Annotated in this window: 26 protein-coding genes; all 26 read left to right on the plus strand. The window is 61.4% G+C overall.

Annotation, left to right across the window (positions count from 1 at the left end):
- Position 1 precedes the first annotated feature (1 nt).
- Positions 2 to 799, plus strand: a complete 798-nt coding sequence (gene fliH, locus AC3IT9_RS07655; RefSeq protein WP_489272586.1) for a flagellar assembly protein FliH — start codon at positions 2 to 4, stop codon at positions 797 to 799.
- Positions 789 to 2,147 (plus strand): flagellar protein export ATPase FliI, encoded by a 1,359-nt coding sequence (gene fliI, locus AC3IT9_RS07660; protein ID WP_150724464.1) that lies wholly within the window; start codon positions 789 to 791, stop codon positions 2,145 to 2,147. The genes fliH and fliI overlap by 11 nt, the downstream gene beginning before the upstream one ends.
- Before the next feature lie 6 nt (positions 2,148 to 2,153).
- Positions 2,154 to 2,603 (plus strand): flagellar export protein FliJ, encoded by a 450-nt coding sequence (gene fliJ, locus AC3IT9_RS07665; RefSeq protein ID WP_150753430.1) that lies wholly within the window; start codon positions 2,154 to 2,156, stop codon positions 2,601 to 2,603.
- A gap of 88 nt (positions 2,604 to 2,691) precedes the next feature.
- Positions 2,692 to 2,991, plus strand: coding sequence for an STAS domain-containing protein (locus AC3IT9_RS07670; protein ID WP_150753429.1), 300 nt, complete (start codon positions 2,692 to 2,694; stop codon positions 2,989 to 2,991).
- Between the two features lie 5 nt (positions 2,992 to 2,996).
- Entirely contained in the window at positions 2,997 to 4,703 is a 1,707-nt protein-coding gene (locus AC3IT9_RS07675) for an ATP-binding SpoIIE family protein phosphatase (RefSeq protein WP_489272587.1), read from the plus strand.
- A 30-nt stretch (positions 4,704 to 4,733) separates the two neighbouring features.
- On the plus strand, positions 4,734 to 5,084 hold the full coding sequence (locus AC3IT9_RS07680) for an Hpt domain-containing protein (RefSeq protein ID WP_150724468.1): 351 nt from the start codon (positions 4,734 to 4,736) through the stop codon (positions 5,082 to 5,084).
- A gap of 100 nt (positions 5,085 to 5,184) precedes the next feature.
- Positions 5,185 to 6,549, plus strand: coding sequence for a flagellar hook-length control protein FliK (locus tag AC3IT9_RS07685; protein ID WP_489272588.1), 1,365 nt, complete (start codon positions 5,185 to 5,187; stop codon positions 6,547 to 6,549).
- 175 nt (positions 6,550 to 6,724) lie between these two features.
- A complete protein-coding gene (gene fliL, locus AC3IT9_RS07690; RefSeq protein ID WP_489272589.1) occupies positions 6,725 to 7,225 on the plus strand; it encodes a flagellar basal body-associated protein FliL in 501 nt (166 codons plus the stop codon).
- 9 nt (positions 7,226 to 7,234) lie between these two features.
- Entirely contained in the window at positions 7,235 to 8,203 is a 969-nt protein-coding gene (gene fliM, locus AC3IT9_RS07695; RefSeq protein WP_057398369.1) for a flagellar motor switch protein FliM, read from the plus strand.
- Between the two features lie 66 nt (positions 8,204 to 8,269).
- Entirely contained in the window at positions 8,270 to 8,716 is a 447-nt protein-coding gene (gene fliN / locus AC3IT9_RS07700; RefSeq protein WP_150724471.1) for a flagellar motor switch protein FliN, read from the plus strand.
- Positions 8,717 to 9,160 carry a flagellar biosynthetic protein FliO gene (fliO, locus tag AC3IT9_RS07705; protein ID WP_224789660.1) on the plus strand — a complete coding sequence of 148 codons (444 nt, stop codon included), beginning with the start codon at positions 8,717 to 8,719 and terminating at the stop codon, positions 9,158 to 9,160.
- Positions 9,160 to 9,918, plus strand: a complete 759-nt coding sequence (gene fliP, locus AC3IT9_RS07710) for a flagellar type III secretion system pore protein FliP (protein WP_150724472.1) — start codon at positions 9,160 to 9,162, stop codon at positions 9,916 to 9,918. The genes fliO and fliP overlap by 1 nt, the downstream gene beginning before the upstream one ends.
- Entirely contained in the window at positions 9,915 to 10,184 is a 270-nt protein-coding gene (gene fliQ / locus AC3IT9_RS07715; RefSeq protein ID WP_057398373.1) for a flagellar biosynthesis protein FliQ, read from the plus strand. Before fliP ends, fliQ begins: the two co-directional genes overlap by 4 nt.
- A gap of 3 nt (positions 10,185 to 10,187) precedes the next feature.
- Positions 10,188 to 10,970 carry a flagellar biosynthetic protein FliR gene (gene fliR, locus AC3IT9_RS07720; RefSeq protein ID WP_150724473.1) on the plus strand — a complete coding sequence of 261 codons (783 nt, stop codon included), beginning with the start codon at positions 10,188 to 10,190 and terminating at the stop codon, positions 10,968 to 10,970.
- Positions 10,971 to 10,973: 3 nt separating this feature from the next.
- Positions 10,974 to 12,113, plus strand: coding sequence for a flagellar biosynthesis protein FlhB (gene flhB / locus AC3IT9_RS07725; protein ID WP_056721597.1), 1,140 nt, complete (start codon positions 10,974 to 10,976; stop codon positions 12,111 to 12,113).
- A 224-nt stretch (positions 12,114 to 12,337) separates the two neighbouring features.
- Positions 12,338 to 14,467, plus strand: a complete 2,130-nt coding sequence (gene flhA / locus AC3IT9_RS07730; RefSeq protein ID WP_489272592.1) for a flagellar biosynthesis protein FlhA — start codon at positions 12,338 to 12,340, stop codon at positions 14,465 to 14,467.
- Between the two features lie 11 nt (positions 14,468 to 14,478).
- Positions 14,479 to 15,807 carry a flagellar biosynthesis GTPase FlhF gene (flhF, locus tag AC3IT9_RS07735; protein WP_150724476.1) on the plus strand — a complete coding sequence of 443 codons (1,329 nt, stop codon included), beginning with the start codon at positions 14,479 to 14,481 and terminating at the stop codon, positions 15,805 to 15,807.
- Positions 15,808 to 15,923: 116 nt separating this feature from the next.
- Complete coding sequence (fleN, locus tag AC3IT9_RS07740) at positions 15,924 to 16,754, plus strand: flagellar synthesis regulator FleN (RefSeq protein WP_008001746.1); 831 nt, start codon at positions 15,924 to 15,926, stop codon at positions 16,752 to 16,754.
- Positions 16,751 to 17,491, plus strand: coding sequence for an RNA polymerase sigma factor FliA (gene fliA / locus AC3IT9_RS07745; protein WP_150724477.1), 741 nt, complete (start codon positions 16,751 to 16,753; stop codon positions 17,489 to 17,491). Before fleN ends, fliA begins: the two co-directional genes overlap by 4 nt.
- A gap of 168 nt (positions 17,492 to 17,659) precedes the next feature.
- Positions 17,660 to 18,031 (plus strand): chemotaxis response regulator CheY, encoded by a 372-nt coding sequence (locus AC3IT9_RS07750; RefSeq protein ID WP_003183998.1) that lies wholly within the window; start codon positions 17,660 to 17,662, stop codon positions 18,029 to 18,031.
- 21 nt (positions 18,032 to 18,052) lie between these two features.
- Positions 18,053 to 18,841, plus strand: a complete 789-nt coding sequence (locus AC3IT9_RS07755; protein WP_150724478.1) for a protein phosphatase CheZ — start codon at positions 18,053 to 18,055, stop codon at positions 18,839 to 18,841.
- Positions 18,842 to 18,896: 55 nt separating this feature from the next.
- Entirely contained in the window at positions 18,897 to 21,155 is a 2,259-nt protein-coding gene (locus AC3IT9_RS07760) for a chemotaxis protein CheA (protein ID WP_489272594.1), read from the plus strand.
- A 48-nt stretch (positions 21,156 to 21,203) separates the two neighbouring features.
- Positions 21,204 to 22,334, plus strand: a complete 1,131-nt coding sequence (locus tag AC3IT9_RS07765; RefSeq protein ID WP_489272595.1) for a protein-glutamate methylesterase/protein-glutamine glutaminase — start codon at positions 21,204 to 21,206, stop codon at positions 22,332 to 22,334.
- Positions 22,334 to 23,074, plus strand: a complete 741-nt coding sequence (locus AC3IT9_RS07770; protein WP_150724481.1) for a flagellar motor protein — start codon at positions 22,334 to 22,336, stop codon at positions 23,072 to 23,074. The genes AC3IT9_RS07765 and AC3IT9_RS07770 overlap by 1 nt, the downstream gene beginning before the upstream one ends.
- A 15-nt stretch (positions 23,075 to 23,089) precedes the next feature.
- Positions 23,090 to 23,980 carry a flagellar motor protein MotD gene (gene motD, locus AC3IT9_RS07775; RefSeq protein WP_423502043.1) on the plus strand — a complete coding sequence of 297 codons (891 nt, stop codon included), beginning with the start codon at positions 23,090 to 23,092 and terminating at the stop codon, positions 23,978 to 23,980.
- A gap of 43 nt (positions 23,981 to 24,023) precedes the next feature.
- Positions 24,024 to 24,812, plus strand: a complete 789-nt coding sequence (locus AC3IT9_RS07780) for a ParA family protein (RefSeq protein ID WP_150753417.1) — start codon at positions 24,024 to 24,026, stop codon at positions 24,810 to 24,812.
- Positions 24,813 to 24,941 lie beyond the last annotated feature (129 nt).

Raw genomic sequence — 24,941 nt, forward strand, 5'->3', positions numbered from 1 at the left:
CATGGCCAAGAATGATGTTGCACCCACTGACCTGATCCGGGCCAGGGATGTCAGTGGCTTCGATACCTGGGCGCTGCCCAGCTTCGACCCGCCGGAACCCGAGCCGGAACCAACGCCTGAACCCGAGCCGCCGGAAATGGAGGAAGTGCCGCTGGAGGAAGTCCAGCCACTGACCCTCGAAGAGCTCGAAAGCATTCGCCAGGAGGCCTACAACGAAGGCTTCGCGGTGGGTGAGAAGGAGGGCTTCCACAGCACCACGCTCAAGGTCCGCCAGGAAGCCGAACAGGCATTGGCGCCGAAGCTTGCCGGGCTGGAGCAGTTGATGGCGCACTTGTTCGAGCCCATCGCCGAGCAGGACACCCAGATCGAAAAGTCCCTGGTCGACCTCGTGCAACACATCACCAGACAGGTGATCCAGCGCGAACTGGCCATCGACTCGACGCAGATCGAACACGTCATGCGCGAGGCGCTCAAGCTGTTGCCATTGGGCGTGGGCAATGTGCGGTTGTACATCAATCCGCAGGATTTCGCACAGGTCAAAGCCCTGCGCGAACGCCATGAAGAAACCTGGCGCATCGTCGAGGACGAATCGTTGTTGCCTGGCGGTTGCCGGGTCGAGACGGAACACAGTCGCATCGACGCCACGGTGGAAACCCGCATCACGCAGGTGATGGACAAGTTGTTCGACCAGTTGCACGAGCAAACCTTGCACCCGGCCGCACCGGACGTGAGCCTGGAGCTGCCGATCGACAGCAAGCCTGCGACCGCGGCAGAAGCGGATGCACCTGATGCGCCTTGAACGCACCAGCTTCGCCAAGCGCCTGGGCAGTTACGCCGAGGCCACGGAGCTGGCCGGCGCGCCGATCCTCGAGGGCCGCTTGCTGCGCATGGTCGGCCTGACCCTCGAAGCCGAAGGCCTGCGCGCCGCCATGGGCAGCCGTTGCATGGTGATCAACGACGACAGCTATCACCCGGTGCAGGTCGAAGCCGAAGTCATGGGCTTCTCCGGCAGCAAAGTCTTTCTGATGCCAGTCGGCAGCGTCGCCGGTATCGCCCCCGGCGCCCGCGTTGTTCCCTTGTCCGATACCGGGCGTTTGCCGATGGGTATGAGCATGCTCGGGCGGGTGCTGGATGGCGCCGGCCGTGCACTGGACGGCAAGGGCGGGATGAAGGCCGAAGACTGGGTGCCGATGGATGGCCCGACCATCAACCCGCTCAAGCGCGAACCGATCAGTGAACCGCTGGACGTGGGTATTCGCTGCATCAACGGCATGTTGACGGTCGGTCGCGGTCAACGGCTCGGGCTGTTCGCCGGTACCGGCGTCGGTAAATCCGTGCTGCTGGGCATGATGACGCGCTTCACCGAGGCCGACATCATCGTCGTCGGGCTGATCGGTGAGCGGGGTCGTGAAGTCAAGGAATTCATCGAGCACATCCTCGGTGAAGAAGGGCTCAAGCGTTCAGTGGTGGTGGCGTCCCCGGCGGACGATGCGCCGCTGATGCGACTGCGCGCGGCCATGTATTGCACGCGCATCGCCGAATATTTCCGCGACAAGGGCAAGAACGTCCTGTTGCTCATGGATTCGCTGACCCGTTTCGCCCAGGCCCAGCGGGAAATCGCCCTGGCCATCGGCGAGCCGCCGGCGACCAAGGGCTATCCGCCGTCGGTGTTCGCCAAGCTGCCGAAACTGGTGGAACGGGCCGGCAACGCGGAGAAGGGCGGTGGTTCGATCACCGCGTTCTACACCGTGTTGTCCGAAGGCGATGACCAGCAGGACCCGATTGCCGACTCGGCGCGGGGCGTGCTCGACGGACACATCGTGCTGTCCCGGCGTCTGGCCGAGGAAGGGCATTACCCGGCCATCGACATCGAGGCGTCCATCAGCCGGGTGATGCCGGCGGTGGTGTCGCCGGAACACATGGCCCGTGCGCAATATTTCAAGCAATTGTGGTCGCGCTATCAGCAGAGTCGCGACCTGATCAGCGTCGGCGCCTATGTCGCCGGCGGCGATCGCGAGACCGATCTGGCGATTTCCCTGCAACCGCAACTGGTCAAATACCTGCGGCAGGGCCTCAACGACAGCATCAGCCTGGGTGAAAGCGAGGCATATCTCGCTTCGATCTTCGCGCCCGCGGCAGGCGGTTAAGCGGTCATGGCCCTGAGTCGGGCAGGAAGGCTGGCGCCGGTGGTGGAAATGGCCGAAAAGGCCGAGAAAACCGCGGTCCAGCGCCTGGGGCACTTTCAAGGGCAGGTTCGCCTGGCACAAAGCAAACTCGCTGACCTCGAAGCCTTCCGTCTCGACTATCAGGAGCAATGGATCGTGCGCGGCAGCGGCGGCGTCTCGGGTCAATGGTTGCTGGGCTATCAGGGCTTTCTCGCGCAACTGGGCACGGCCATCGACCAGCAGCGGCAAAGCCTGGCCTGGCATCAGAACAACCTGAACAAGGCCCGGGACACCTGGCAGCAGGCGTTTGCCCGGGTCGAAGGTTTGCGCAAGCTGGTTCAGCGCTATGCCGATGAAGCGCGGGCGCTTGAGGACCGGCGCGAACAGAAACTGCTGGATGAATTGTCCCAGCGTTTGCCGCGCGAGAACCCCTATTGAGCGAGCTTTCAAAAACAGGCTGGCTTGCCCCCATCCACAGCTGGTGCTAAACCTTCTAAACGTTCTCCAAAGACAAGGAAGCCATTGAATGTCAGTCGTTACCGAAGTGTCCCCTGATGGGCAAAAGTTGACGATATCGGTCAAAGGACGATTCGATTTCGCCAAGCATCAGGAATTTCGTCAGTCCTACGAAGATAAACAGCTATCGGCAGTTGTGGTCGACCTGAAAGACGCCACATACCTCGACAGCTCGGCCCTGGGCATGCTGCTGTTGCTGCGCGATCACGCCGGTGGCGACAACTCCGATGTGCGCGTCGTCAACAGCAGTATCGACGTGCGCAAAATCCTCGCCATCTCCAACTTCGACAAATTGTTCGACATCAGTTGAATGCCATGCAGCCACTGGAGCCGCTGACGATCCTGATTGCCGAGGACAGCGCCGCCGATCGCCTGCTGCTGTCGAGCATCCTGCGCCGCCTGGGGCACGACGTGCTGACGGCGGCCAACGGCGCCGAAGCGGTCGACACGTTTCGCCAGCAACAACCGCACCTGGTGTTGATGGATGCGATGATGCCGGTCATGGACGGCTTCGAGGCGGCCCGGCAAATCAAGGCCCTGGCCGGGGAAACCCTGGTGCCGATCATCTTCCTCACGTCGTTGTCCGAAAACGAAGCCCTGGCCCGCTGCCTGGAAGTCGGCGGTGACGACTTTCTGGCAAAGCCGTACAACCAGGTGATTCTCGCTGCCAAGATCAAGGCGATGGATCGCTTGCGACGCTTGCAGGACACCGTGCTGCAACAGCGTGACCAGATCGCCCGGCACCACGACTACCTGCTCAACGAACAGCGCGTGGCCAAGGCCGTTTTCGACAAGGTGGCGCACTCCGGCTGCCTGAATGCCGCTGCGAATATCCGTTATCTGCAATCGCCCTATGCGCTGTTCAACGGCGACCTGTTGCTGGCCGCGTCCACCCCGGCCGGAGACATGCACGTGCTGCTGGGCGACTTCACCGGCCACGGTCTGCCGGCGGCGGTGGGCGCCATGCCTCTTGCCGAAGTCTTCTACGGGATGACCGCCAAAGGCTACGGCCTGGCGGAAACCCTGCGCGAGATGAATGCCAAGCTCAAGCGCATCCTGCCGGTGGACATGTTCTGCTGTGCCACGTTGCTGTGCCTGAGTTTTCAGCGTCGTTCGGTGGAAGTCTGGAACGGCGGAATGCCGGACGGTTACCTGCATCGCGTTGCCAGTGGCGAGCGAACGCCTCTGCCGGCGCGGCACCTGCCTTTGGGGGTGCTGAGCCCGGAATCCTTCGATGAGCGTACCGAGGTGTTTCCCATGGCGCTCGGGGATCGGGTGTTTCTCCTGTCCGATGGGGTGATCGACACCTGCGACGCCAACGATCAGTTGTTTGGCGTGCAGCGATTGCAGCAGGTGTTTGTCGCCAATCGCCAACCAGATGCGCTGTTCGAAGAGATCGAGCAGGCGCTGCGACAGTTTGGCGCAGAAGCGCGTGACGATGTCAGCATGGTCGAAATCAGCCTGCTGGAGTCGGCGCAGATCACTGCGCCGGTGTTGGTCTACTCCGACAGCGGCCAGTCCTGCCCGCTGGACTGGTCGGTGAGTTTCGAGTTTCGCGCCGCCACGCTCAAGCGCTTCAATCCCTTACCCTATCTGTTGCAGTTGCTGCTTGAGGTGCATGGCCTCCGGGCTCAGAGCAGTGCGCTCTACAGTGTGCTGGCGGAGCTCTATTCCAATGCGCTGGAGCATGGCGTGCTGGGGCTTGATTCGAGCCTCAAGCGCGATGCCTCGGGGTTTGCGCGGTATTATCAAGAGCGCAATACCCGGCTGGACGAGCTTCAGGAAGGCTATGTACGGTTACATTTCAAGGTGGCGCCAACAAGTGACGGCGGTTGCCTGACCATTCACATCGAAGACAGCGGCAAGGGTTTCGATGTCGAGCGGGTGATGGCAAGACCTGTGGATGACATCCGCCTGTCGGGACGTGGCGTCAGTCTGATCCGTCAGTTGGGGCGTAATGCCCGCTGGATCGACGATGGTCGAAGTGCACGCGTGGAGTTTGTCTGGGAGGCTCTGGCATAATCCGCGCATTCTTGATCAAGGAGTGAGCAAGTGGACGACACACATGTGGATCGCGACGTGCTGAGTGCATTGCAGGAAGTGATGGAAGAGGGCTATCCGGATCTGCTGGATATCTTTCTTGCGGACTCCGAAGAGCGCCTGCAAGTATTGAGAACAGCTGACAGTGCCGCACTGCTCGTTGAAACCGCCCATAGCTTCAAAGGCAGCAGCAGCAATATGGGCGCGCGCAGGCTGACCGAGCTATGCCATCAACTTGAGCAGCAGGCCAGAAGTTTGCCATGCACCGCCATTGCGGAACTGGTCGGCGAAATCGATCGCGAGTTCGCCGCGATCCGGCCTCTGTACGAAGCTGAACGACAGCATTGCCCGACGAAAATCTGAGCATTCGACGCATTTGATCTCCTTCGAGTGAAGCTGGCTCGACCTTTGCATTTAACTCGTCCAACTGTACTTACGAGCCCCGTGCAGCGGAGACCGTTTCATGCCCGTTACCCCCAATATTCTGCTTCAGGCCTCCAGACAGGCCAAGATTCAAGCGGCCTGCGCCAATCCTCCGGCGCTGACCGCTGAGCCCGGGGACAAGGCCGCAAGCTTCGCTCATGTCTATGCCAATCAGGCCCAGAGCAAACCCGATGCGTTGGCGGATGCCTCGGTCAAGCCGGGGCGCGAAAAAAGCTCCGATGTCGCCGGAAAAGAAGACACTGGCGACGACAAACCTGCCGCCGGGGAACCGGTGGTTGCCGATGGCGGCAAATCCTTGCCTGCCGACACGCCGATGCAGGCTGACGACAAGACTGTCGGTGATGAAGCGTCAGTTGCTGACCCGGCTCCGGTCGTAGATGTCGCACCGCTCGATCCGGCGCTTGATCCTTCATTGCAGCCAGTCCTTCAGCCAGTCGTTCCGGCACCGGTAGCACCCGCCGTGGCCGACACCGTGCAACCTGCCGTTGAAGCGCCAGTTGCCGCCGCGGCTACGGTTACGGCTGCAATCGCTCCAGCGCTGGCCACTACCGACGGCGATTTCGATCCCTCGACCGATCCGCTCGATGCATTGCCGGCGGTGCGCCTGGCGATGGAGCAGAGCGGTCACGTATCGGCTTCCAGCCAGGCGCAGCCCAAGGCTGCACCGACACAGGTGCAAGCCCAGGCCGACGGTGAGCTGACACCGGCGCAAAACTTTGCCGCCGGCACGGCGACCCTGCTGGATGTTCAGGGCGACAAGAGCAGCACCGGTCAGGGCGACGACAAGGCTTTCAGTGGCTTGATCGATGACGGCCTGAAGGATCTCAAGTCCGCCAGCAGCGACACCCGTGTCGATGATTTCGCCAACCGTCTGGCAGCGCTGACCCAGGCGGCCACACCGAAGGCAGCCAATGCCTTGCCGGTGAACCAGCCGATTGCCATGCACCAGAGCGGCTGGACCGAAGAGGTGGTGAACCGGGTCATGTACCTGTCCAGCGCCAATCTCAAGGCCGCGGACATCCAGTTGCAGCCCGCTGAACTGGGGCGCCTGGACATTCGGGTGAGCATGGTTCCCGATCAACAGACCCAGGTCACGTTCATGAGTGCGCATCCGGGTGTCCGTGAGGCGCTGGATGGCCAGGTCCATCGCTTGCGCGACATGTTCGCGCAGCAGGGCATGGGGCAGGTCGATGTCAACGTTTCGGACCAGTCCCGTGGTTCGCAGCAAGGGCAGGAACAAGCCCGGCAAAACCAGAGCGGGCGGACCAGTGCCAGCGGCGGTCGCCTCGATTCAATGGATGACGACGTGGCCCCGGGTGTCGCTGAAGTGGCTGCCAATACCACCCGCGTGATCGGCTCCAGCGCGGTCGATTACTACGCCTGACGAACACAACACCTGACCCTGTGGGAGCGAGCTTGCTCGCGATGGCGGTGTAACATTCAACATCTTTGTTGACTGCCACACCGCCATCGCGAGCAGGCTCGCTCCTACATGGCATAACACTTGCTCTTGCCTTGCCGTGCGACTGTGAAAACCCGAATAGTGACGGATTATTGGCATGGCGAAGAGCGACGCAGCAGTAAAAGACCCCGCAACCAAAGGCAAACTCAAGCTGATTATCGTGATCGTGGTGGCCCTGCTGCTGGCGATCGGTGTGTCCGTGGGGGCGACCTGGTACTTCATGCACAGCGCTCAGAGCAAGCCTGCCGCCGTGGCAGAAAACGCTCCCGTCGGCAAACAGCCAGCGATTTTCGAGGCGATGGCGCCGGCTTTCGTGGCCAACTTCAACCAGAACGGTCGCCAGCGCTACATGCAAGTGAGCATCACCATGCTTGGGCGCAATCAGGCGGATCTGGATGCCCTCAAGGTCCACATGCCGGTGATCCGCAATAACCTGGTGATGCTGTTTTCCGGGCAGGACTTCGCGACCCTCGCGTCGCCGGTCGGTCAGGAAATGCTGCGGCAGAAAGCCACCGCCAGCGTCCAGGAAGTGGCGCAGAAAGAGCTCGGCAAAGTGGTGATCGAACAGTTGCTTTTCACTAATTTCGTACTGCAGTAGGAACACGACATGGCCGTGCAGGACCTGCTGTCCCAGGATGAGATCGATGCGCTGTTGCATGGCGTCGACGATGGTCTGGTACAGACCGAAAACGCTGCCGAACCCGGCACCGTCAAAAGCTATGACCTGACCAGCCAGGATCGCATCGTCCGCGGACGCATGCCGACCCTGGAAATGATCAACGAGCGTTTCGCCCGCTACACGCGCATCAGCATGTTCAACATGCTGCGTCGCTCGGCGGACGTGGCGGTCGGCGGCGTGCAGGTGATGAAGTTCGGCGAATACGTGCACTCGCTGTACGTGCCGACCAGTCTCAACCTGGTCAAGATCAAACCCCTGCGCGGCACCGCGCTGTTCATCCTCGACGCCAAGCTGGTGTTCAAGCTGGTGGACAACTTCTTCGGCGGTGACGGCCGTCACGCCAAGATTGAAGGCCGTGAATTCACCCCGACCGAACTGCGTGTGGTGCGCATGGTGCTGGAGCAGGCCTTCGTCGATCTGAAGGAAGCCTGGCAGGCGATCATGGAAGTCAACTTCGAGTACATCAACTCGGAAGTGAACCCGGCCATGGCCAACATCGTCGGCCCGAGCGAAGCCATTGTGGTGTCGACCTTCCACATCGAACTCGATGGCGGTGGCGGCGACCTGCACGTGACCATGCCGTACTCGATGATCGAGCCGGTGCGCGAAATGCTCGACGCCGGCTTCCAGTCGGACCTCGATGACCAGGACGAGCGCTGGGTCAACGCCCTGCGCCAGGACGTGCTGGACGTCGACGTGCCGATCGGGGCCACGGTGGCCCGTCGTCAGTTGCGCCTGCGCGACATCCTGCACATGCAGCCGGGGGATGTGATCCCGGTCGAGATGCCGGAAGAAATGATCATGCGCGCCAACGGCGTGCCGGCCTTCAAGGTCAAGATGGGCTCGCACAAGGGCAACCTGGCGTTGCAAGTGATCGAGCCGATCGAGCGCCGTTGACCGGTGCTCGTACCGATTCGCGATTAACCGAATTCTGAATTTTTGCTCGCCGAGGACACTGACAATATGAACATACAGGACGACCAGGCTCTGGCCGATGAGTGGGCTGCAGCCCTGGAAGAAACCGGTGATGCCGGGCAGGCTGACATCGACGCTTTGCTGGCCGCCGATTCCGGCAGTTCCGCGTCCAACCGTTTGCCAATGGAAGAGTTCGGCAGCGTGCCGAAAAACAACGACCCGGTCAGCCTCGAAGGCCCGAACCTGGACGTGATCCTTGATATCCCGGTGTCGATTTCCATGGAAGTGGGCAGCACCGACATCAACATCCGCAACCTGCTGCAACTGAACCAGGGTTCGGTGATCGAGCTTGATCGCCTGGCCGGCGAGCCGCTGGACGTGCTGGTCAATGGCACGCTCATCGCCCACGGCGAAGTGGTGGTGGTCAATGAGAAGTTCGGCATCCGCCTGACGGACGTGATCAGCCCGAGCGAACGCATCAAGAAGCTGCGCTGAGTGAAAAGGGTTCTCGGGTTTGTGTTGGCAATGCCGTTCAGCGTGCTGGCGGCTGAGCCTGTCGCCACGGCGGCCACGGCTGCTGCGCCGGCGGTGAGCAGCGGTGTGGCCGGTCAGCTGACGCAACTGGTGTTCGGCTTGCTGTTGGTGCTGGGGCTGATCTTCCTCCTCGCTTGGTTGCTACGTCGGGTCCAGCAGGCCGGTCCGGCGGGCAAGGGGCAGGTGATCGACATCGTCGGCTCCCGTGCGCTGGGGCCGCGCGACCGCCTGATGCTGGTGCAGGTCGGCAACGAGCAGATTCTGTTAGGCCTGAGCCCCGGCAGCATCACTGCGCTGCACGTCCTCAAGGAGCCGGTGCAAGTGCCGAGTACCGAAAAGCCGACGCCGGAGTTTGCCCAGCGCCTGCTGGAGATGCTGGGTAAAGATCAGAAGGATAAGAAGTAATGGGTGCGCTACGCATCGTCTTGATGCTGGCCCTGATGCTGGCCGCGCCGCTGGCATTCGGCGCCGATCCGCTGTCGATCCCGGCCATCACCCTGGGCACCAATGCGCAGGGTGCGCAGGAATACTCGGTCAGCCTGCAAATCCTGCTGATCATGACCGCGCTGAGTTTTATCCCGGCGTTTGTCATGCTGATGACCAGCTTCACCCGGATCATCATCGTGTTCTCGATCCTGCGCCAGGCCCTGGGCCTGCAGCAGACACCGTCGAACCAGATCCTCACCGGCATGGCGCTGTTCCTGACCCTGTTCATCATGGCGCCGGTGTTCGACCGGGTGAACCAGGACGCCTTGCAGCCGTATCTGGCGGAAAAACTGACCGCCCAGGATGCGGTCGCCAAGGCCCAGGTGCCGATCAAGGACTTCATGCTCGCCCAGACCCGCACCAGCGATCTGGAGCTGTTCATGCGCCTGTCCAAGCGCACTGACATCGCGACGCCGGATCAGGCGCCGTTGACCATCCTGGTGCCGGCCTTCGTGACCTCCGAGCTTAAAACGGCGTTCCAGATCGGCTTCATGATCTTCATTCCGTTCCTGATCATCGACCTGGTCGTGGCCAGTGTGTTGATGGCCATGGGTATGATGATGCTCTCGCCGCTGATCATTTCCTTGCCATTCAAAATCATGTTGTTCGTGCTGGTGGATGGCTGGGCGCTGATCATTGGCACGTTGGCCAGCAGCTTCGGCGGTGTCTCGCCATGACGCCAGAAGTTGCGGTCGACATCTTCCGCGAAGCGCTGTGGCTGACCACCATGATGGTGGCGGTGCTGGTGATTCCAAGTTTGCTTGTGGGCCTGCTGGTGGCGATGTTCCAGGCCGCCACCCAGATCAACGAACAGACCCTGAGCTTCCTGCCGCGCCTGCTGGTGATGCTGGTGACGCTGATCGTCGGCGGCCCGTGGCTGGTGCAGACTTTCATGGATTACATCCTGCAGCTGTACGGCAGCATTCCTCAGGTCATCGGCTAAACCATGTCACTGCTAGCGCTGACCGATACGCAGATCAGCACCTGGGTGGCGACGTTCATGTTGCCGCTGTTTCGCGTCGGCTCCTTGCTGATGGTCATGCCGGTGTTTGGCACGACCCTGCTGCCCCGGCGCATCCGCCTGTATTTCGCCTTGGCCATTACCGTGGTCATCGCGCCGGGCCTGCCGCCGATGCCCCCGGTGAATCCCCTGGATTTGAGCGGGCTGTTGCTGATTGCCGAGCAGATTCTCATCGGTGCGGTGATGGGTTTTTCCTTGCAGCTGTTCTTCCAGGCCTTTGTGGTGGCCGGGCAAATCGTCGCCATCCAGATGGGCATGGGCTTCGCCTCCATGATCGACCCGGCCAACGGTGTGTCGACGGCGGTGATCGGGCAGTTTTTCACCATGCTGGTAACGCTGCTGTTCCTGTCCATGAACGGTCATCTGGTGGTGTTCGAGATCCTCACCGAGAGTTTCACCACGTTGCCGGTGGGTGGCGGCCTGATGGTCAATCACTACTGGGAGCTGGCCGGCAAGCTCGGCTGGGTGCTCGGTTCGGCGTTGTTGTTGGTGCTGCCGGCGATCACCGCGTTGCTGGTGGTCAACATCGCGTTTGGCGTCATGACCCGGGCGGCGCCGCAACTCAACATTTTCTCTGTCGGCTTCCCGCTGATCCTGGTGCTTGGGCTGTTCATCGTCTGGGTCGGGCTGGCGGACATTCTCAACCAGTATCAACCGCTGGCCACTGAGGCCTTGCAGTTGTTACGCGAAATGGCACGGGCGAGCTGAGTCATGGCTGAGAGCGAAAGCGGTCAGGACAAAACAGAAGACCCCACGGAGAAGCGCAAGCAGGACTCCCGTGAAAAGGGTGAGATAGCCCGGTCCAAGGAACTCAACACCCTGGCGATCATGCTGGTCGGTGCCTCGGCGCTGCTGATTTTTGGCGGCGCCATGGCGCAGGACATGATGGAGCTGATGCGCATCAACTTCTCGCTGCCGCGGGAAGTGATTCTGGATCAGCGCTCCATGGCCACCTACCTGATGCGCTCGGGGCAAATTGCCCTGTGGTCGATCCAGCCGGTGATGATCACGTTGGTACTGGCCGCCATCATCGGTCCGATTTCCCTGGGTGGCTGGCTGTTCGCGGCGAGCTCCATGGCGCCCAAGTTCAGCCGCTTGAATCCCGGTCCAGGCCTCAAGCGCATGTTCTCGACCAAGTCGCTGGTCGAACTGCTCAAGGCCCTGGCCAAGTTCATCATCATCCTGTTCGTGGCGCTGGCGGTACTGTCGTCGGACATCGATGACCTGCTGCGCATCGCCCATGAGCCCCTGGACATGGCGATCATTCACAGCCTGCAAGTGGTGGGCTGGAGCACCCTGTGGATGGCGTGCGGGCTGATCCTGATCGCTGTGGTGGATGTGCCGGTGCAGCTCTGGGAAAGCCACAAGAAACTGCTGATGACCAAGCAGGAAGTGCGTGACGAGCATAAGGACCAGGAGGGGCGGCCGGAGGTCAAGCAGCGGATTCGACAGCTGCAACGCGAGATGTCCCAGCGGCGGATGATGGCCGCCATTCCCGAGGCCGACGTGGTCATCACCAACCCGACGCACTACGCCGTGGCCCTCAAGTACGACCCGGAAAAGGGTAATGCGCCGGTATTGCTGGCCAAGGGCAGCGACTTCCTGGCCCTGAAGATCCGCGAGATCGCGGCGGCCAACGAGATCCTGCTGCTGGAGTCCCCGGCGCTGGCGCGGTCGATCTACTACTCCACCGAACTTGAGCAGGAAATTCCCGGCGGGCTCTACCTGGCGGTCGCGCAGGTGCTGGCTTACGTTTATCAGATTCGACAGTACCGGGCGGGCAAGGGCAAGCGACCGGATCCGCTCAAGGATGACCTGCCGATTCCGCCGGATTTGCGCCGCGATTCCTGATTTCGATATCGATCAGTGTGGGAGCGAGCCTGCTCGCGATAGCGGCTGCACAGGCACAATTTGTGTCGACTGACACGCCGCCATCGCGAGCAGGCTCGCTCCCACAGAATCCTTCAAAACCCCTCTGTTACCTGGCTCTGCAAAAGTTGGAAAGCTTCTTGCAGTAGCCGCTCTGCGCCTGCTTCGGGCGTCAAAAGTTTGCTTTAAAGGAACGGGGAAAACCGGTGGATCGCTCTCAGTTAATCAGCAGTGCCCGCAGCAACATTGCCGACCTCAGTCGAGGCAATCTGGGCGTGCCGCTGTTGCTGCTGGTCATGCTGGCGATGATGATGTTGCCGGTTCCGCCGTTCCTGCTGGACGTGTTCTTCACCTTCAACATTGCCCTGTCCATCGTCGTGCTGCTGGTGTGCGTCTACGCCTTGCGGCCGCTGGATTTCGCGGTGTTCCCGACCATTCTGCTGGTGGCGACGCTGTTGCGCCTGGCGTTGAACGTGGCCTCCACGCGGGTGGTGATGCTCCACGGTCAGGACGGCCATGCCGCCGCCGGCAAGGTGATCCAGGCCTTCGGTGAGGTGGTGATCGGCGGTAACTACGTGGTCGGTATCGTGGTCTTCGCGATCTTGATGATCATCAACTTCGTCGTGGTCACCAAGGGCGCGGGGCGGATTTCCGAGGTGAGTGCGCGTTTCACCCTCGATGCGATGCCCGGCAAGCAAATGGCGATCGACGCCGACCTCAACGCCGGCCTGATCGATCAGGCCCAGGCCAAGGCCCGCCGTTCGGAAGTGGCCCAGGAAGCCGAGTTCTACGGCTCCATGGACGGTGCCAGCAAATTCGTCCGCGGTGACGCCATTGCCGGCCTGTTGATCCTGTTCATCAACCTGATCGGCGGCATGGCGGTCGGTATCTTCCAGCACGGCATGACCTTCGGCGACGCCGGCAAGGTGTATGCGCTGTTGACCATCGGTGACGGTTTGGTGGCGCAATTGCCATCACTGTTGTTATCGACAGCCGCCGCGATCATGGTGACCCGTGCTTCCGGTTCGGAAGACATGGGCAAGCAAATCAATCGCCAGATGTTCGCCTCGCCCAAGGCGCTGGCAGTGGCGGCAGGCTTGATGGCGGTCATGGGCCTGGTGCCCGGCATGCCGCACTTCTCGTTCCTGAGCATGGCGGCCCTGGCGGCCGGTGGCGCTTACCTGTTCTGGAAAAAGCAGAACGTCGCCAAGGTGCAGGCCCTGCAAGAGGTCAAGCGCCAGCAGGAGTTGCTGCCGTCGCCGGCCCGCGCCCAGGAGACCAAGGAGCTTGGCTGGGATGACGTGACGCCAATCGACATGATCGGCCTGGAGGTGGGTTATCGCCTGATTCCGTTGGTGGACCGCAACCAGGGCGGCCAGTTGCTGGCGCGGATCAAGGGGGTGCGCAAGAAGCTGTCCCAGGATCTGGGCTTCCTGATGCCCACGGTGCATATCCGCGACAACCTCGACCTGGCGCCGAGCGCCTATCGCCTGACCCTCATGGGGGTGATCCTGGCCGAAGCGGAGATTTACCCGGATCGCGAACTGGCGATCAACCCGGGACAGGTCTACGGCACGCTCAGCGGCATTACCGCCAAAGATCCGGCTTTCGGCCTGGAGGCGGTCTGGATCGAAATCAGCCAGCGCGCCCAGGCGCAATCCCTCGGTTATACGGTGGTCGATGCCAGTACCGTAGTGGCTACCCACTTGAACCAGATTCTCTACAAGCATTCCAGTGAACTGATCGGTCACGAAGAAGTGCAGCAACTCATGCAATTGCTGGGCAAAAGCTCGCCGAAACTGGCCGAGGAGCTGGTGCCGGGCGTGGTTTCGCTGTCGCAGCTGCTCAAGGTGCTGCAGGCGCTGTTGGCCGAACAAGTGCCGGTGCGCGACATCCGCAGCATTGCCGAGGCCATCGCCAACAATGCCGCCAAGAGTCAAGATACCGCCGCGCTGGTGGCTGCCGTGCGGGTTGGCGTATCCCGTGCAATCGTCCAAAGCATTGTAGGCACTGAGTCGGAGCTGCCAGTCATCACGCTGGAGCCAAGGTTGGAACAGATATTGCTCAATAGTCTGCAAAAGGCTGGGCAAGGCTCGGAAGAGGGCGTTCTGCTGGAGCCAAGCATGGCTGAGAAGCTGCAACGCTCGCTGATCGACGCAGCGCAGCGCCAGGAGATGCAAGGTCAGCCGGTGATTCTGCTGGTGGCCGGTCCGGTTCGCGCGATGCTCTCGCGATTTGGTCGGCTCGCAGTCCCGGGTTTGCACGTGTTGGCTTACCAGGAAATCCCTGACAACAAGCAAGTGACCATCGTTGCGACAGTAGGGCCCAACGGCTGAGGTAGTGGTTTATGCAAGTTAAGCGTTTTTTCGCCGCCGATATGCGTCAGGCCATGAAGCTGGTTCGCGATGAGCTGGGCGCTGATGCCGCCATCATTGGCAACCGCCGGATCGCTGGAGGTGTCGAACTGACGGCTGCACTGGATTACAAGTTGTCGGCGCTGGCGCCGCGGGTTCCGAACATGGAACTCGAAGACGAGCTGCGCAAGACTCAGTCGCGGATCGTCACTGCCCAGGCCGAACTGAGTCTGCGTGGCGACGGCGAGAGCGACAATGCGACCAATCGCCAGTTGTTCGCCGGCTTGCCGCTCACCGCAGCCGAGCCGTTGATCGAGCCCACCTACGCCGAACCCCGTCGCCCCGCACCGGCCGCTGCACCAGCCTCCACTGGCGTGGACCCGCGCGCGTTCGACTCGATGCGTTTCGAGCTCAACAGCCTGCGCGAACTCATGGAAGTCCAGCTCGGCTCGCTGGCCTGGAATCAGCTGCAGGGCAGCCGTCCGGACCAGGCCAACCTCTGGCGTCGCCTGCAACGCATCGGCCTGTCCGGCCCGCTGTCGCGCGACCTTTTGGCGATGATCACCGATATCGAAGAGCCTCGTCAGGCCTGGCGCATGTTGCTGGCGCACCTGGCGCGCATGATCGTTACCCCGGAAGTCGAGCCGCTGGAAGAGGGCGGTGTGATCGCCATGGTCGGCCCGGCCGGCATGGGCAAGACCACCACCCTGGCCAAGCTGGCTGCCCGTTACGTGCTCAAGTACGGCGCGCAGAACATAGCGCTGGTGAGCATGGACAGCTTCCGCATCGGTGCCCAGGAGCAGCTCAAGACCCTGGGGCGCATCCTCAATGTGCCGGTGACCCACGTCGATCCGGGCCAGTCCCTGGTGCAGGCGCTGGAACCCTTGCTGCGCAAGCGCGTGGTGCTGATCGATACCGCCGGCCTGCAGGCCAGCGACCCGGCCTTGCGCATGCAACTCGAAAGCCTGGCCGGTCGTGGCATCCGCTCGAAAAATTATCTGGTCCTGGCAACCACCAGCCAGAAACAGGTTCTAACCGCCGCCTATCATAGTTACAAGCGTTGCGGGCTCGCTGGCTGCATCCTGACTAAACTGGATGAAACGGCTAGTCTGGGTGAGGTGTTGAGCCTTGCCATCAGTCATGAGTTGCCGGTGGCCTACCTGACCGATGGCCCGCGGATCCCGGATGATTTGCATCTGCCGCGTCGTCACCAGTTGGTCAGTCGCGCCGTGAGCGTGCAAATGCAGGAAGAACCCAGCGAAGAAGCCATGGCTGACATGTTCGCTGACATCTACCACAGCCCGACCAAGCAGGTTGGCTGAGGTAAAAATGAACAGTTTTTGTACCTACATCGATGGTCTGCCATGCATTGTTCCGTTTGTGAACGCGCAGCCAGTAATGTGGCCTCCGTCTATGCAAGACAAGGTAAAGAAATAACATGGGCAGCATGCATCCCGTACAGGTGATCGCGGTGACCGGCGGCAAAGGTGGCGTCGGGAAAACTAATGTGTCAGTGAACTTGTCCCTGGCTCTGGCTGAGCTTGGCCGGCGCGTCATGCTGTTGGACGCCGACCTGGGACTGGCGAACGTCGACGTTCTGCTGGGCCTGACACCCAAACGTACCCTGGCCGACGTGATCGAAGGCCGCTGCGAACTGCGCGATGTACTGTTGCAGGGACCCGGTGGCATCCGTATCGTTCCGGCCGCATCCGGCACTCAGAGCATGGTGCATCTGAGTCCCGCGCAACACGCCGGCCTGATCCAGGCCTTCAGCGATATCGGCGACAACCTCGACGTATTGGTGATCGATACCGCGGCGGGCATTGGTGACTCGGTAGTCAGTTTCGTTCGCGCAGCCCAGGAAGTGCTGCTGGTGGTGTGCGACGAGCCGACCTCGATCACTGACGCCTACGCATTGATCAAACTGCTTAACCGTGACTACGGCATGAACCGCTTCCGGGTCCTGGCCAACATGGCCCAGAGCCCGCAGGAAGGGCGCAACCTGTTCGCCAAGTTGACCAAGGTCACGGATCGCTTCCTCGACGTCGCCCTGCAATACGTCGGCGCGGTGCCCTACGACGAAAGTGTGCGCAAGGCCGTGCAGAAGCAGCGCGCCGTCTACGAGGCGTTCCCGCGTTCCAAGTGCTCGCTGGCATTCAAGGCCATCGCACAGAAGGTCGATACCTGGCCGCTGCCTGCCAACCCGCGCGGGCACCTGGAGTTTTTCGTCGAGCGGCTCGTGCAGCAGACAGCAGGACCGGTTCTATGACAGCAAGCGGTTACAACCTCTACAAAAAATCGGCGCGTGATGCGCAGTACGAGCTGATCGAGCGTTACGCGCCGCTGGTTAAACGCATTGCCTACCACTTGTTGGCGCGCCTGCCGGCCAGTGTCCAGGTCGAAGACCTGATCCAGGCCGGGATGATCGGCCTGCTTGAAGTGTCGACCAAATATGACGCCAGCAAAGGCGCCAGTTTCGAGACGTACGCGGGCATTCGAATCCGCGGCGCCATGCTCGATGAAGTGCGCAAGGGGGACTGGGCGCCACGTTCGGTTCACCGCAATACACGCATGGTCAGCGACGCCATTCGCTCGATTGAAGCGAAAACCGGCCGTGACGCTAAAGATCACGAAGTTGCGGCCGAACTCCAATTGAGTCTCGACGATTACTACGGGATTTTGAACGACACCCTGGGCAGCCGGCTGTTCAGTTTCGACGATCTGTTGCAGGACGGCGAACACGAAGGGCTGCACGAGGATGGCGCGAGTGCTCATATCGAACCGTCACGCGACCTGGAAGATGAACGCTTCCAGGCTGCGCTGGCGGATGCGATTGCCAATTTGCCGGAGCGTGAGCGACTGGTGTTGGCGCTGTACTACGACGAAGAGTTGAACCTCAAGGAAATCGGTGAGGTCCTGGGGGTCAGCGAATCTCGGGTCAGCCAGTTACACAGCCAGTGCGCGGCCCGTTTGCGGGGGCGTTTGGGGGAGTGGCGAGCGCGCTGAAGGCAGTGTGGGGGACACTGCGAACGAGGCCGGTGTGGTGTTGAACTGCGCCGGTCGCGATCTGTTGTGCTCCAGACAGTCATCGAGTGCTTTGCCGGATTGATTGAAATGGCGCGTCCAGGTGCTGGGCGCGTTTAAGACTGCTTGGAGGTCGAATTGGACAAGAACATGAAAATCCTCATCGTTGATGACTTCTCAACGATGCGGCGGATCATCAAGAACCTGCTGCGTGACCTTGGGTTCACCAACACCGTCGAGGCCGACGATGGCACAACCGCCATTCCGGTGCTCAACAGCGGAAGCATCGACTTTCTGGTAACGGACTGGAACATGCCTGGCATGACCGGTATCGATCTGCTGCGCCACGTGCGTGCCGATGAAAAGCTCAAGCACTTGCCGGTGCTGATGGTGACCGCTGAAGCCAAGCGCGAGCAGATCATCGAAGCGGCCCAGGCCGGTGTTAACGGCTATGTGGTCAAACCCTTCACGGCCCAGGCGTTGAAAGAAAAAATCGAGAAGATTTTCGAACGCATCGGTTGATGAGTGCGCCACGGGGGAGCTATGGGCAATAACGAAACTTCATTGGGCGACTTTGAGTCGACCCTGAAAAAACACGCCGTCGAATTGGTCGCCAGCCTTGAAAAAGGCAAGTTCGGCGACGCGGTGCAATTGATCCATGAGCTCAACCAGACCCGTGACCGCGGCCTGTATCAGGAAGTGGGCAAGCTCACTCGCGAACTGCATAGCGCGATCGTCAATTTCCAGATTGACCCGCACATGCCGCAAGCCGAAGAAGTGTCGCAGATCACCGACGCCACCGAGCGTCTGGGCTATGTCGTGAAGCTGACCGAGGCAGCGGCCAACCGCACCATGGATCTGGTGGAAAGTGCCACGCCGCTGGTCAATGGCCTGGCGGATGAAGCCAAGGTCTTGAGCGCGGACTGGGGACGGTTCATGCGTCGTGAGGTCGGCGCTGAAGAGTTCCGCGAACTGGCCCGGCGGGTCGACGGATTCCTGGTGCGCAGCGGCACGGACAATCGCGCGGTGTCGGGCAACCTCAACGACATCCTGCTCGCCCAGGATTACCAGGACCTCACAGGCCAGGTGATCAAGCGTGTGACCCAGTTGGTCACCGAAGTTGAAAGCAACCTGCTCAAGCTCGTGCTGATGGCCAGTCAGGTGGACCGCTTTGCGGGCATCGAGCATGACCGCGAAGCGATGCTTGCAGAAAAAGATCCACAAAAACATCTCTCTCAGGGTGAAGGTCCGCAGATTCATGCCGATAAAAGAGAAGACGTTGTGTCCGGTCAGGACGATGTGGACGATTTGTTATCCAGCCTGGGATTTTAGAGTTTTAGAATTTTAGGTTTTTTGGGTTTTTAGACCTGTAGGAGCACCCCCCTTAATGAGCTTCGGCGCCGATGAAGAGATCCTTCAGGATTTCCTGGTTGAGGCCGGCGAGATTCTAGAGCAACTGTCCGAGCAACTGGTCGAGCTGGAAAGTCGTCCGGATGATGCGGATCTGCTCAATGCAATTTTTCGCGGTTTTCACACTGTAAAAGGGGGCGCCGGCTTCCTCCAGCTCAACGAGCTGGTGGAGTGCTGCCACATCGCCGAGAACGTGTTCGACATCCTGCGCAAGGGTGAACGTCGCGTCGACTCGGAACTGATGGACGTGGTTCTCGAAGCTCTGGACGCGGTGAACAGCATGTTCAGCGAAGTCCGCGAGCGCAGCCCGATCACCGCTGCGACACCAGAACTGCTTGCGGCGCTGGCCCGTCTGGCCGAGCCGCAATCGGCTGACGAAGTGACGCCTGCGCCCGTCGCCGAAGTGATTGAAGAACCGGTGGCCGAAACCGGTTCCGACGACATCACCGACACCGAATTCGAACAACTGCTGGACTCGCTGAACGCCGTCAAGGCGCAGGCCGAGGCGCCGGCGGCTGCTCCAGCGCCTGTCAGCAATGCCGCTGCCAGCGATGAAATCACTGATGCCGAGTTCGAGTCGTTGCTCGATCAACTGCATGGTAAAGGCCAGTTCGCCGTTGACGCAGTGGTCCCGGCATCAGCTGCGCCAGAAGCGCCGAAAGCGGCAGGCGACAGTTCCGATATTACTGACGACGAATTCGAAGCACTGCTCGACCAACTGCACGGCAAGGGTAACTTTGCTGTCGAGGCACTGGAGTCGGCCATTGCTTGCGTGCCAGCACCTGCCGCGCCAGCCGCCGCAGCGGTCGGCAGCGATCTGATCACCGATCACGAATTTGAATCGCTGCTCGATGAGTTGCACGGCAAAGGCAAGTTCAGCGAAGTCGGCACCGCGACGGTTGCCAGCGGATCGAACACGTCCGTTGCCGTGCCGGCCGCGAAGGCTGCGGCGCCGAAACCGGTGGCCAAGGCACCCGAACCAAAAGCCGAAACGCCGGCTGCAGCCGCTGCACCTGCTGCTGCGCGTGCCCCGGCCGCGCCACCGGCGGAAAAACCGGCGAGCGAAGCCGAGACCACCGTACGCGTCGATACTGCGCGTCTCGACGAGATCATGAACATGGTCGGTGAGTTGGTGCTGGTGCGTAACCGCCTGGTCCGCCTGGGCCTCAACAGCGGCGACGAAGCCATGTCCAAGGCCGTGTCGAACCTCGACGTGGTCACCGCCGACCTGCAAACCGCGGTCATGAAGACCCGGATGCAACCGATCAAGAAAGTCTTCGGGCGCTTCCCGCGCCTGGTTCGCGACCTGGCTCGCCAGCTCAAGAAAGAGATCAACCTGGAACTGGTCGGCGAAGAAACCGACCTCGACAAGAACCTCGTCGAGGCCCTGGCCGACCCGCTGGTCCACTTGGTGCGCAACGCGGTCGACCACGGTATCGAGTCGCCGGAAGAACGCGAAGCGTCGGGCAAGGCCCGGGGCGGCAAGGTGATCCTGGCGGCCGAGCAGGAGGGCGACCACATCCTGCTGTCGATCTCCGATGACGGCAAAGGCATGGACCCGAATGTCCTGCGCTCCATCGCGGTCAAGCGCGGTGTGATGGACAAGGATGCCGCCGATCGCCTGAGCGACACCGAATGCTACAACCTGATCTTCGCCCCGGGTTTCTCGACCAAGACCGAGATCTCCGACGTATCGGGTCGCGGCGTGGGCATGGACGTGGTGAAAACCAAGATTTCCCAGCTCAACGGTTCGATCAACATCTACTCGGCCAAAGGCCAGGGTTCGAAGATCGTCATCAAGGTGCCGTTGACCCTGGCGATCATGCCGACACTGATGGTCATGCTCGGCAACCAGGCGTTTGCGTTCCCGCTGGTGAACGTCAACGAGATCTTCCACCTCGACCTGTCGACCACCAACGTCGTGGACGGCCAGGAAGTGGTGATCGTGCGGGACAAGGCACTGCCATTGTTCTATCTCAAACGCTGGCTGGTCCGCTCCGCCGCTCACGAAGAGCAGCGCGAGGGCCATGTGGTGATCCTTTCGGTGGGCACGCAGCGGATCGGCTTTGTCGTCGATCAACTGGTGGGCCAGGAAGAGGTGGTCATCAAGCCATTGGGCAAAATGCTCCAGGGAACGCCGGGCATGTCAGGCGCCACCATCACCGGTGACGGCCGCATCGCGCTGATTCTCGATGTTCCGAGCATGCTCAAGCGTTACGCCACACGGCGTATTTGATTCTGGTGGAGCGGGGCGCCTGGCCTCGCTCCATCTAATGGAGTGTTTATGGCAGTCAAAGTCCTGGTGGTGGACGATTCGGGGTTTTTCCGCCGCCGCGTCTCGGAAATTCTTTCAGCGGATTCCAATATCCAGGTCGTCGGCACGGCGACCAACGGCAAAGAGGCGATCGATCAGGCACTGGCCCTCAAGCCCGACGTGATCACCATGGACTACGAGATGCCGATGATGGACGGCATCACCGCCGTGCGGCACATCATGCAACGCTGCCCGACCCCGGTCCTGATGTTCTCCTCGCTGACCCACGAAGGCGCCCGGGTCACCCTCGATGCGCTGGATGCCGGTGCGGTGGACTTCCTGCCGAAGAATTTCGAAGACATCTCGCGCAACCCCGAGAAGGTCAAGCAACTGCTGTGCGAAAAGATCCTGAGCATTGCGCGCAGCAATCGTCGAGTCAGTACCTACAGCGCTCCGGCACCTGTCGCTGCGCCAGCCCCGATACATGCGCCTTCGCCTTCGAGCGTTGGCAGCTTTAGTGGCAGTGCGTCCGTGCGTCCGGCACCGATCCCGGCGCGTGCGCATGCGGCCGCCCCTTCGTCGCCCGCGCCGAAACGCAAAGCCTACAAACTGGTGGCCATCGGTACGTCCACCGGCGGCCCGGTTGCGCTGCAACGGGTGTTGACCCAATTGCCGGCCAACTTCCCGGCCCCGATCGTGCTGGTTCAACACATGCCGGCCGCCTTCACCAAGGCCTTCGCCGAGCGCCTGGACAAGCTCTGCCGCATCAGCGTCAAGGAAGCCGAGGATGGCGACATCCTGCGTCCGGGCCTGGCGCTGCTGGCGCCGGGTGGCAAGCAGATGATGATCGACGGCCGCGGCGCAGTGAAAATCCTCCCGGGTGACGAGCGCCTGAATTACAAGCCGTGCGTGGACATCACCTTCGGTTCGGCAGCCAAGTCCTACGGTGACAAGGTTCTGGCGGTGGTCCTGACCGGCATGGGCGCCGACGGCCGTGAAGGCGCGCGCCTGCTCAAGCAGGGCGGCAGTTCGATCTGGGCACAGGACGAAGCCAGTTGCGTGATCTACGGCATGCCGATGGCCATCGTCAAAGCCGAGCTCGCCGACGCGGTGTACAGCCTGGACGACATTGGCAAGCACCTGGTCGAGGCCTGTATCTGATGGATGTTCTAAGCCTGATCGGCATCATCATGGCCTTCGTCGCCATCATCGGCGGCAACTACCTTGAAGGCGGTCATCTCGGCGCCCTGGCCAACGGCCCGGCAGCGCTGATCGTGCTCGGCGGCACCATTGGCGCCGCGCTACTGCAATCGCCGATGAGCGCCTTCAAGCGCGCCATGCAGATCCTCGCCTGGATCCTGTTTCCGCCCCGTGTCGATCTGGCCGGTGGCATCGACCGCGTAGTGAACTGGAGCCTGACCGCCCGCAAGGAAGGCCTGCTCGGCCTTGAAGGCATCGCCGACGCCGAGCCCGACAACTACGCGCGCAAAGGCCTGCAACTGCTGGTTGACGGCGCCGAGCCGGAAGCGATTCGCAGCATTCTCGAGGTGGATTTCTACACCCAGGAAAGCCGCGATGTCGAAGCTTCGAAGGTCTTCGAAAGCATGGGCGGTTACGCGCCGACTATCGGCATCATCGGTGCGGTGATGGGCCTGATTCACGTCATGGGCAACCTGGGCGATCCGTCGCAACTGGGTAACGGCATCGCCGTGGCCTTCGTCGCCACCATCTACGGCGTGGCCAGTGCCAACCTGGTGCTGCTGCCGATTGCCGCCAAACTCAAATCCATCGCGTTGCGCCAGTCGCGTTATCGCGAAATGCTGCTGGAAGGGCTGCTGTCGATCGCCGAAGGTGAAAACCCTCGCTCCATTGAGTTGAAGCTTCAGGGCTTCATGGATTGATGGGGGTAAAGGACTATGGCTCGTCGTCGCCAGCATGAAGAACACGTCAACCACGAACGCTGGCTGGTGTCCTACGCCGACTTCATCACCTTGCTGTTCGCCTTTTTCGTGGTGATGTACTCGATCTCTTCGATCAACGAAGGCAAGTACAAGGTCATTTCCGAAGCGCTGATCGGCGTCTTCACCGATTCCGATCGTTCGCTCAAGCCGATCCCCATCGGTGACGAGCGGCCGAAGACCGTGACCCCGGCCAAGCCGCTGGTCAAGGACAGTGACCAGGTCGATGCCGGTGTCGCCGGCGCCAGCGATCCACTGAAAAGCATCGCCGACGACATCAGTGCGGCGTTCGGTGACCTGATCAGCTCCAACCAGATGACCGTGCGCGGCAACGAGTTGTGGGTCGAGATCGAGCTCAATTCCAGCCTGTTGTTCGGCAGCGGCGACGCCATGCCCAGCGACATCGCGTTCAACATCATCGACAAGGTCGCAGTGATCCTGAAGCCATTCGACAACCCGATTCATGTCGAAGGTTTCACCGACGATCAACCGATTCGCACCGCGCAGTACCCGACCAACTGGGAGCTGTCTTCGGCCCGCTCGGCCAGCATCGTGCGCATGCTGGCAATGCAAGGGGTGAACCCCGGTCGCCTGGCTTCGGTGGGCTATGGCGAGTTTCAGCCGGTAGCCAACAACGCCACCGCTGAAGGCCGCGCGCGCAACCGTCGCGTGGTGCTGGTGGTGTCGCGCAACCTCGATGTTCGCCGCAGCCTGACTGGCACCGGAACCGCCCATGCGCAACCGGATGCCGCATTGAAGCGTGCTGGCACACAAACTGCACCGACACCGGTCAAGTCGCCGGTACGAGAGAGCGCCGTCAATTCTCCGTCACCCGCATTAACACGTTGAGCTATTTCTCGGTCGATCCATTCGGTCGGGAGGAACAATCCGAATGAGAGTCTGGGCAGTCGCCAATCAAAAGGGTGGTGTCGGTAAAACCACTTCCTCCATCGCTTTAGCCGGTTTACTGGCGGAGGCGGGCAAGCGCGTGGTCGTGGTCGATCTCGACCCCCACGGCTCGATGACCAGCTACTTCGGCTACGATCCCGACGCCCTGGAGCACAGCAGCTACGACTTGTTCCTGCACAAGGGCAGCGTGCCGCAAGGCCTGCCGGGTCAACTGCTGCTGTCGACCAGTGACGAACGCATCTCCCTGTTGCCCTCCAGCACCGCGTTGGCCACCCTTGAGCGCCAGTCGCCGGGGCAGAGCGGTTTGGGCCTGGTGATTGCCAAGAGCCTGGCGCAACTGTGGCAGGACTTCGATTACGCGGTGATCGACAGCCCGCCATTGCTCGGCGTGCTGATGGTCAATGCCTTGGCGGCGAGCCAGCAACTGGTGATCCCGGTGCAGACCGAACACCTGGCGGTCAAGGGCCTGGAGCGCATGGTCAACACCCTGGCGATGATCAACCGCTCGCGCAAACAGGCGTTGCCCTTCACCATCGTGCCGACCCTGTTCGACCGACGCACCCAGGCGTCCCTCGGGACGTTGCGCGTGCTGCGCGACAAATTCCCCGAGGAAATCTGGCAAGGCTACATCCCGGTAGACACGCGCCTGCGCGATGCCAGCCGGGCCGGTCTGACGCCTTCGCAGTTCGACGGCAAGAGCCGTGGCGTTCTCGCGTACCGCGCATTGCTCAAGCACCTGTTGGCGGCACAACTCGTTCCGCAGGTGGCCTGACATGACCCCGATCCCTGTAGGAGCGACGGTGCGACGATTCGACATGCTCGCGATGGTCGTCAACGATGACGCGGGAAACCTGACATGACCCCGAACCCTGTAGGAGCGAGCGTGCTCGCGATGGTCATC

This window comes from Pseudomonas sp. KH_046_1 (assembly GCF_057839025.1).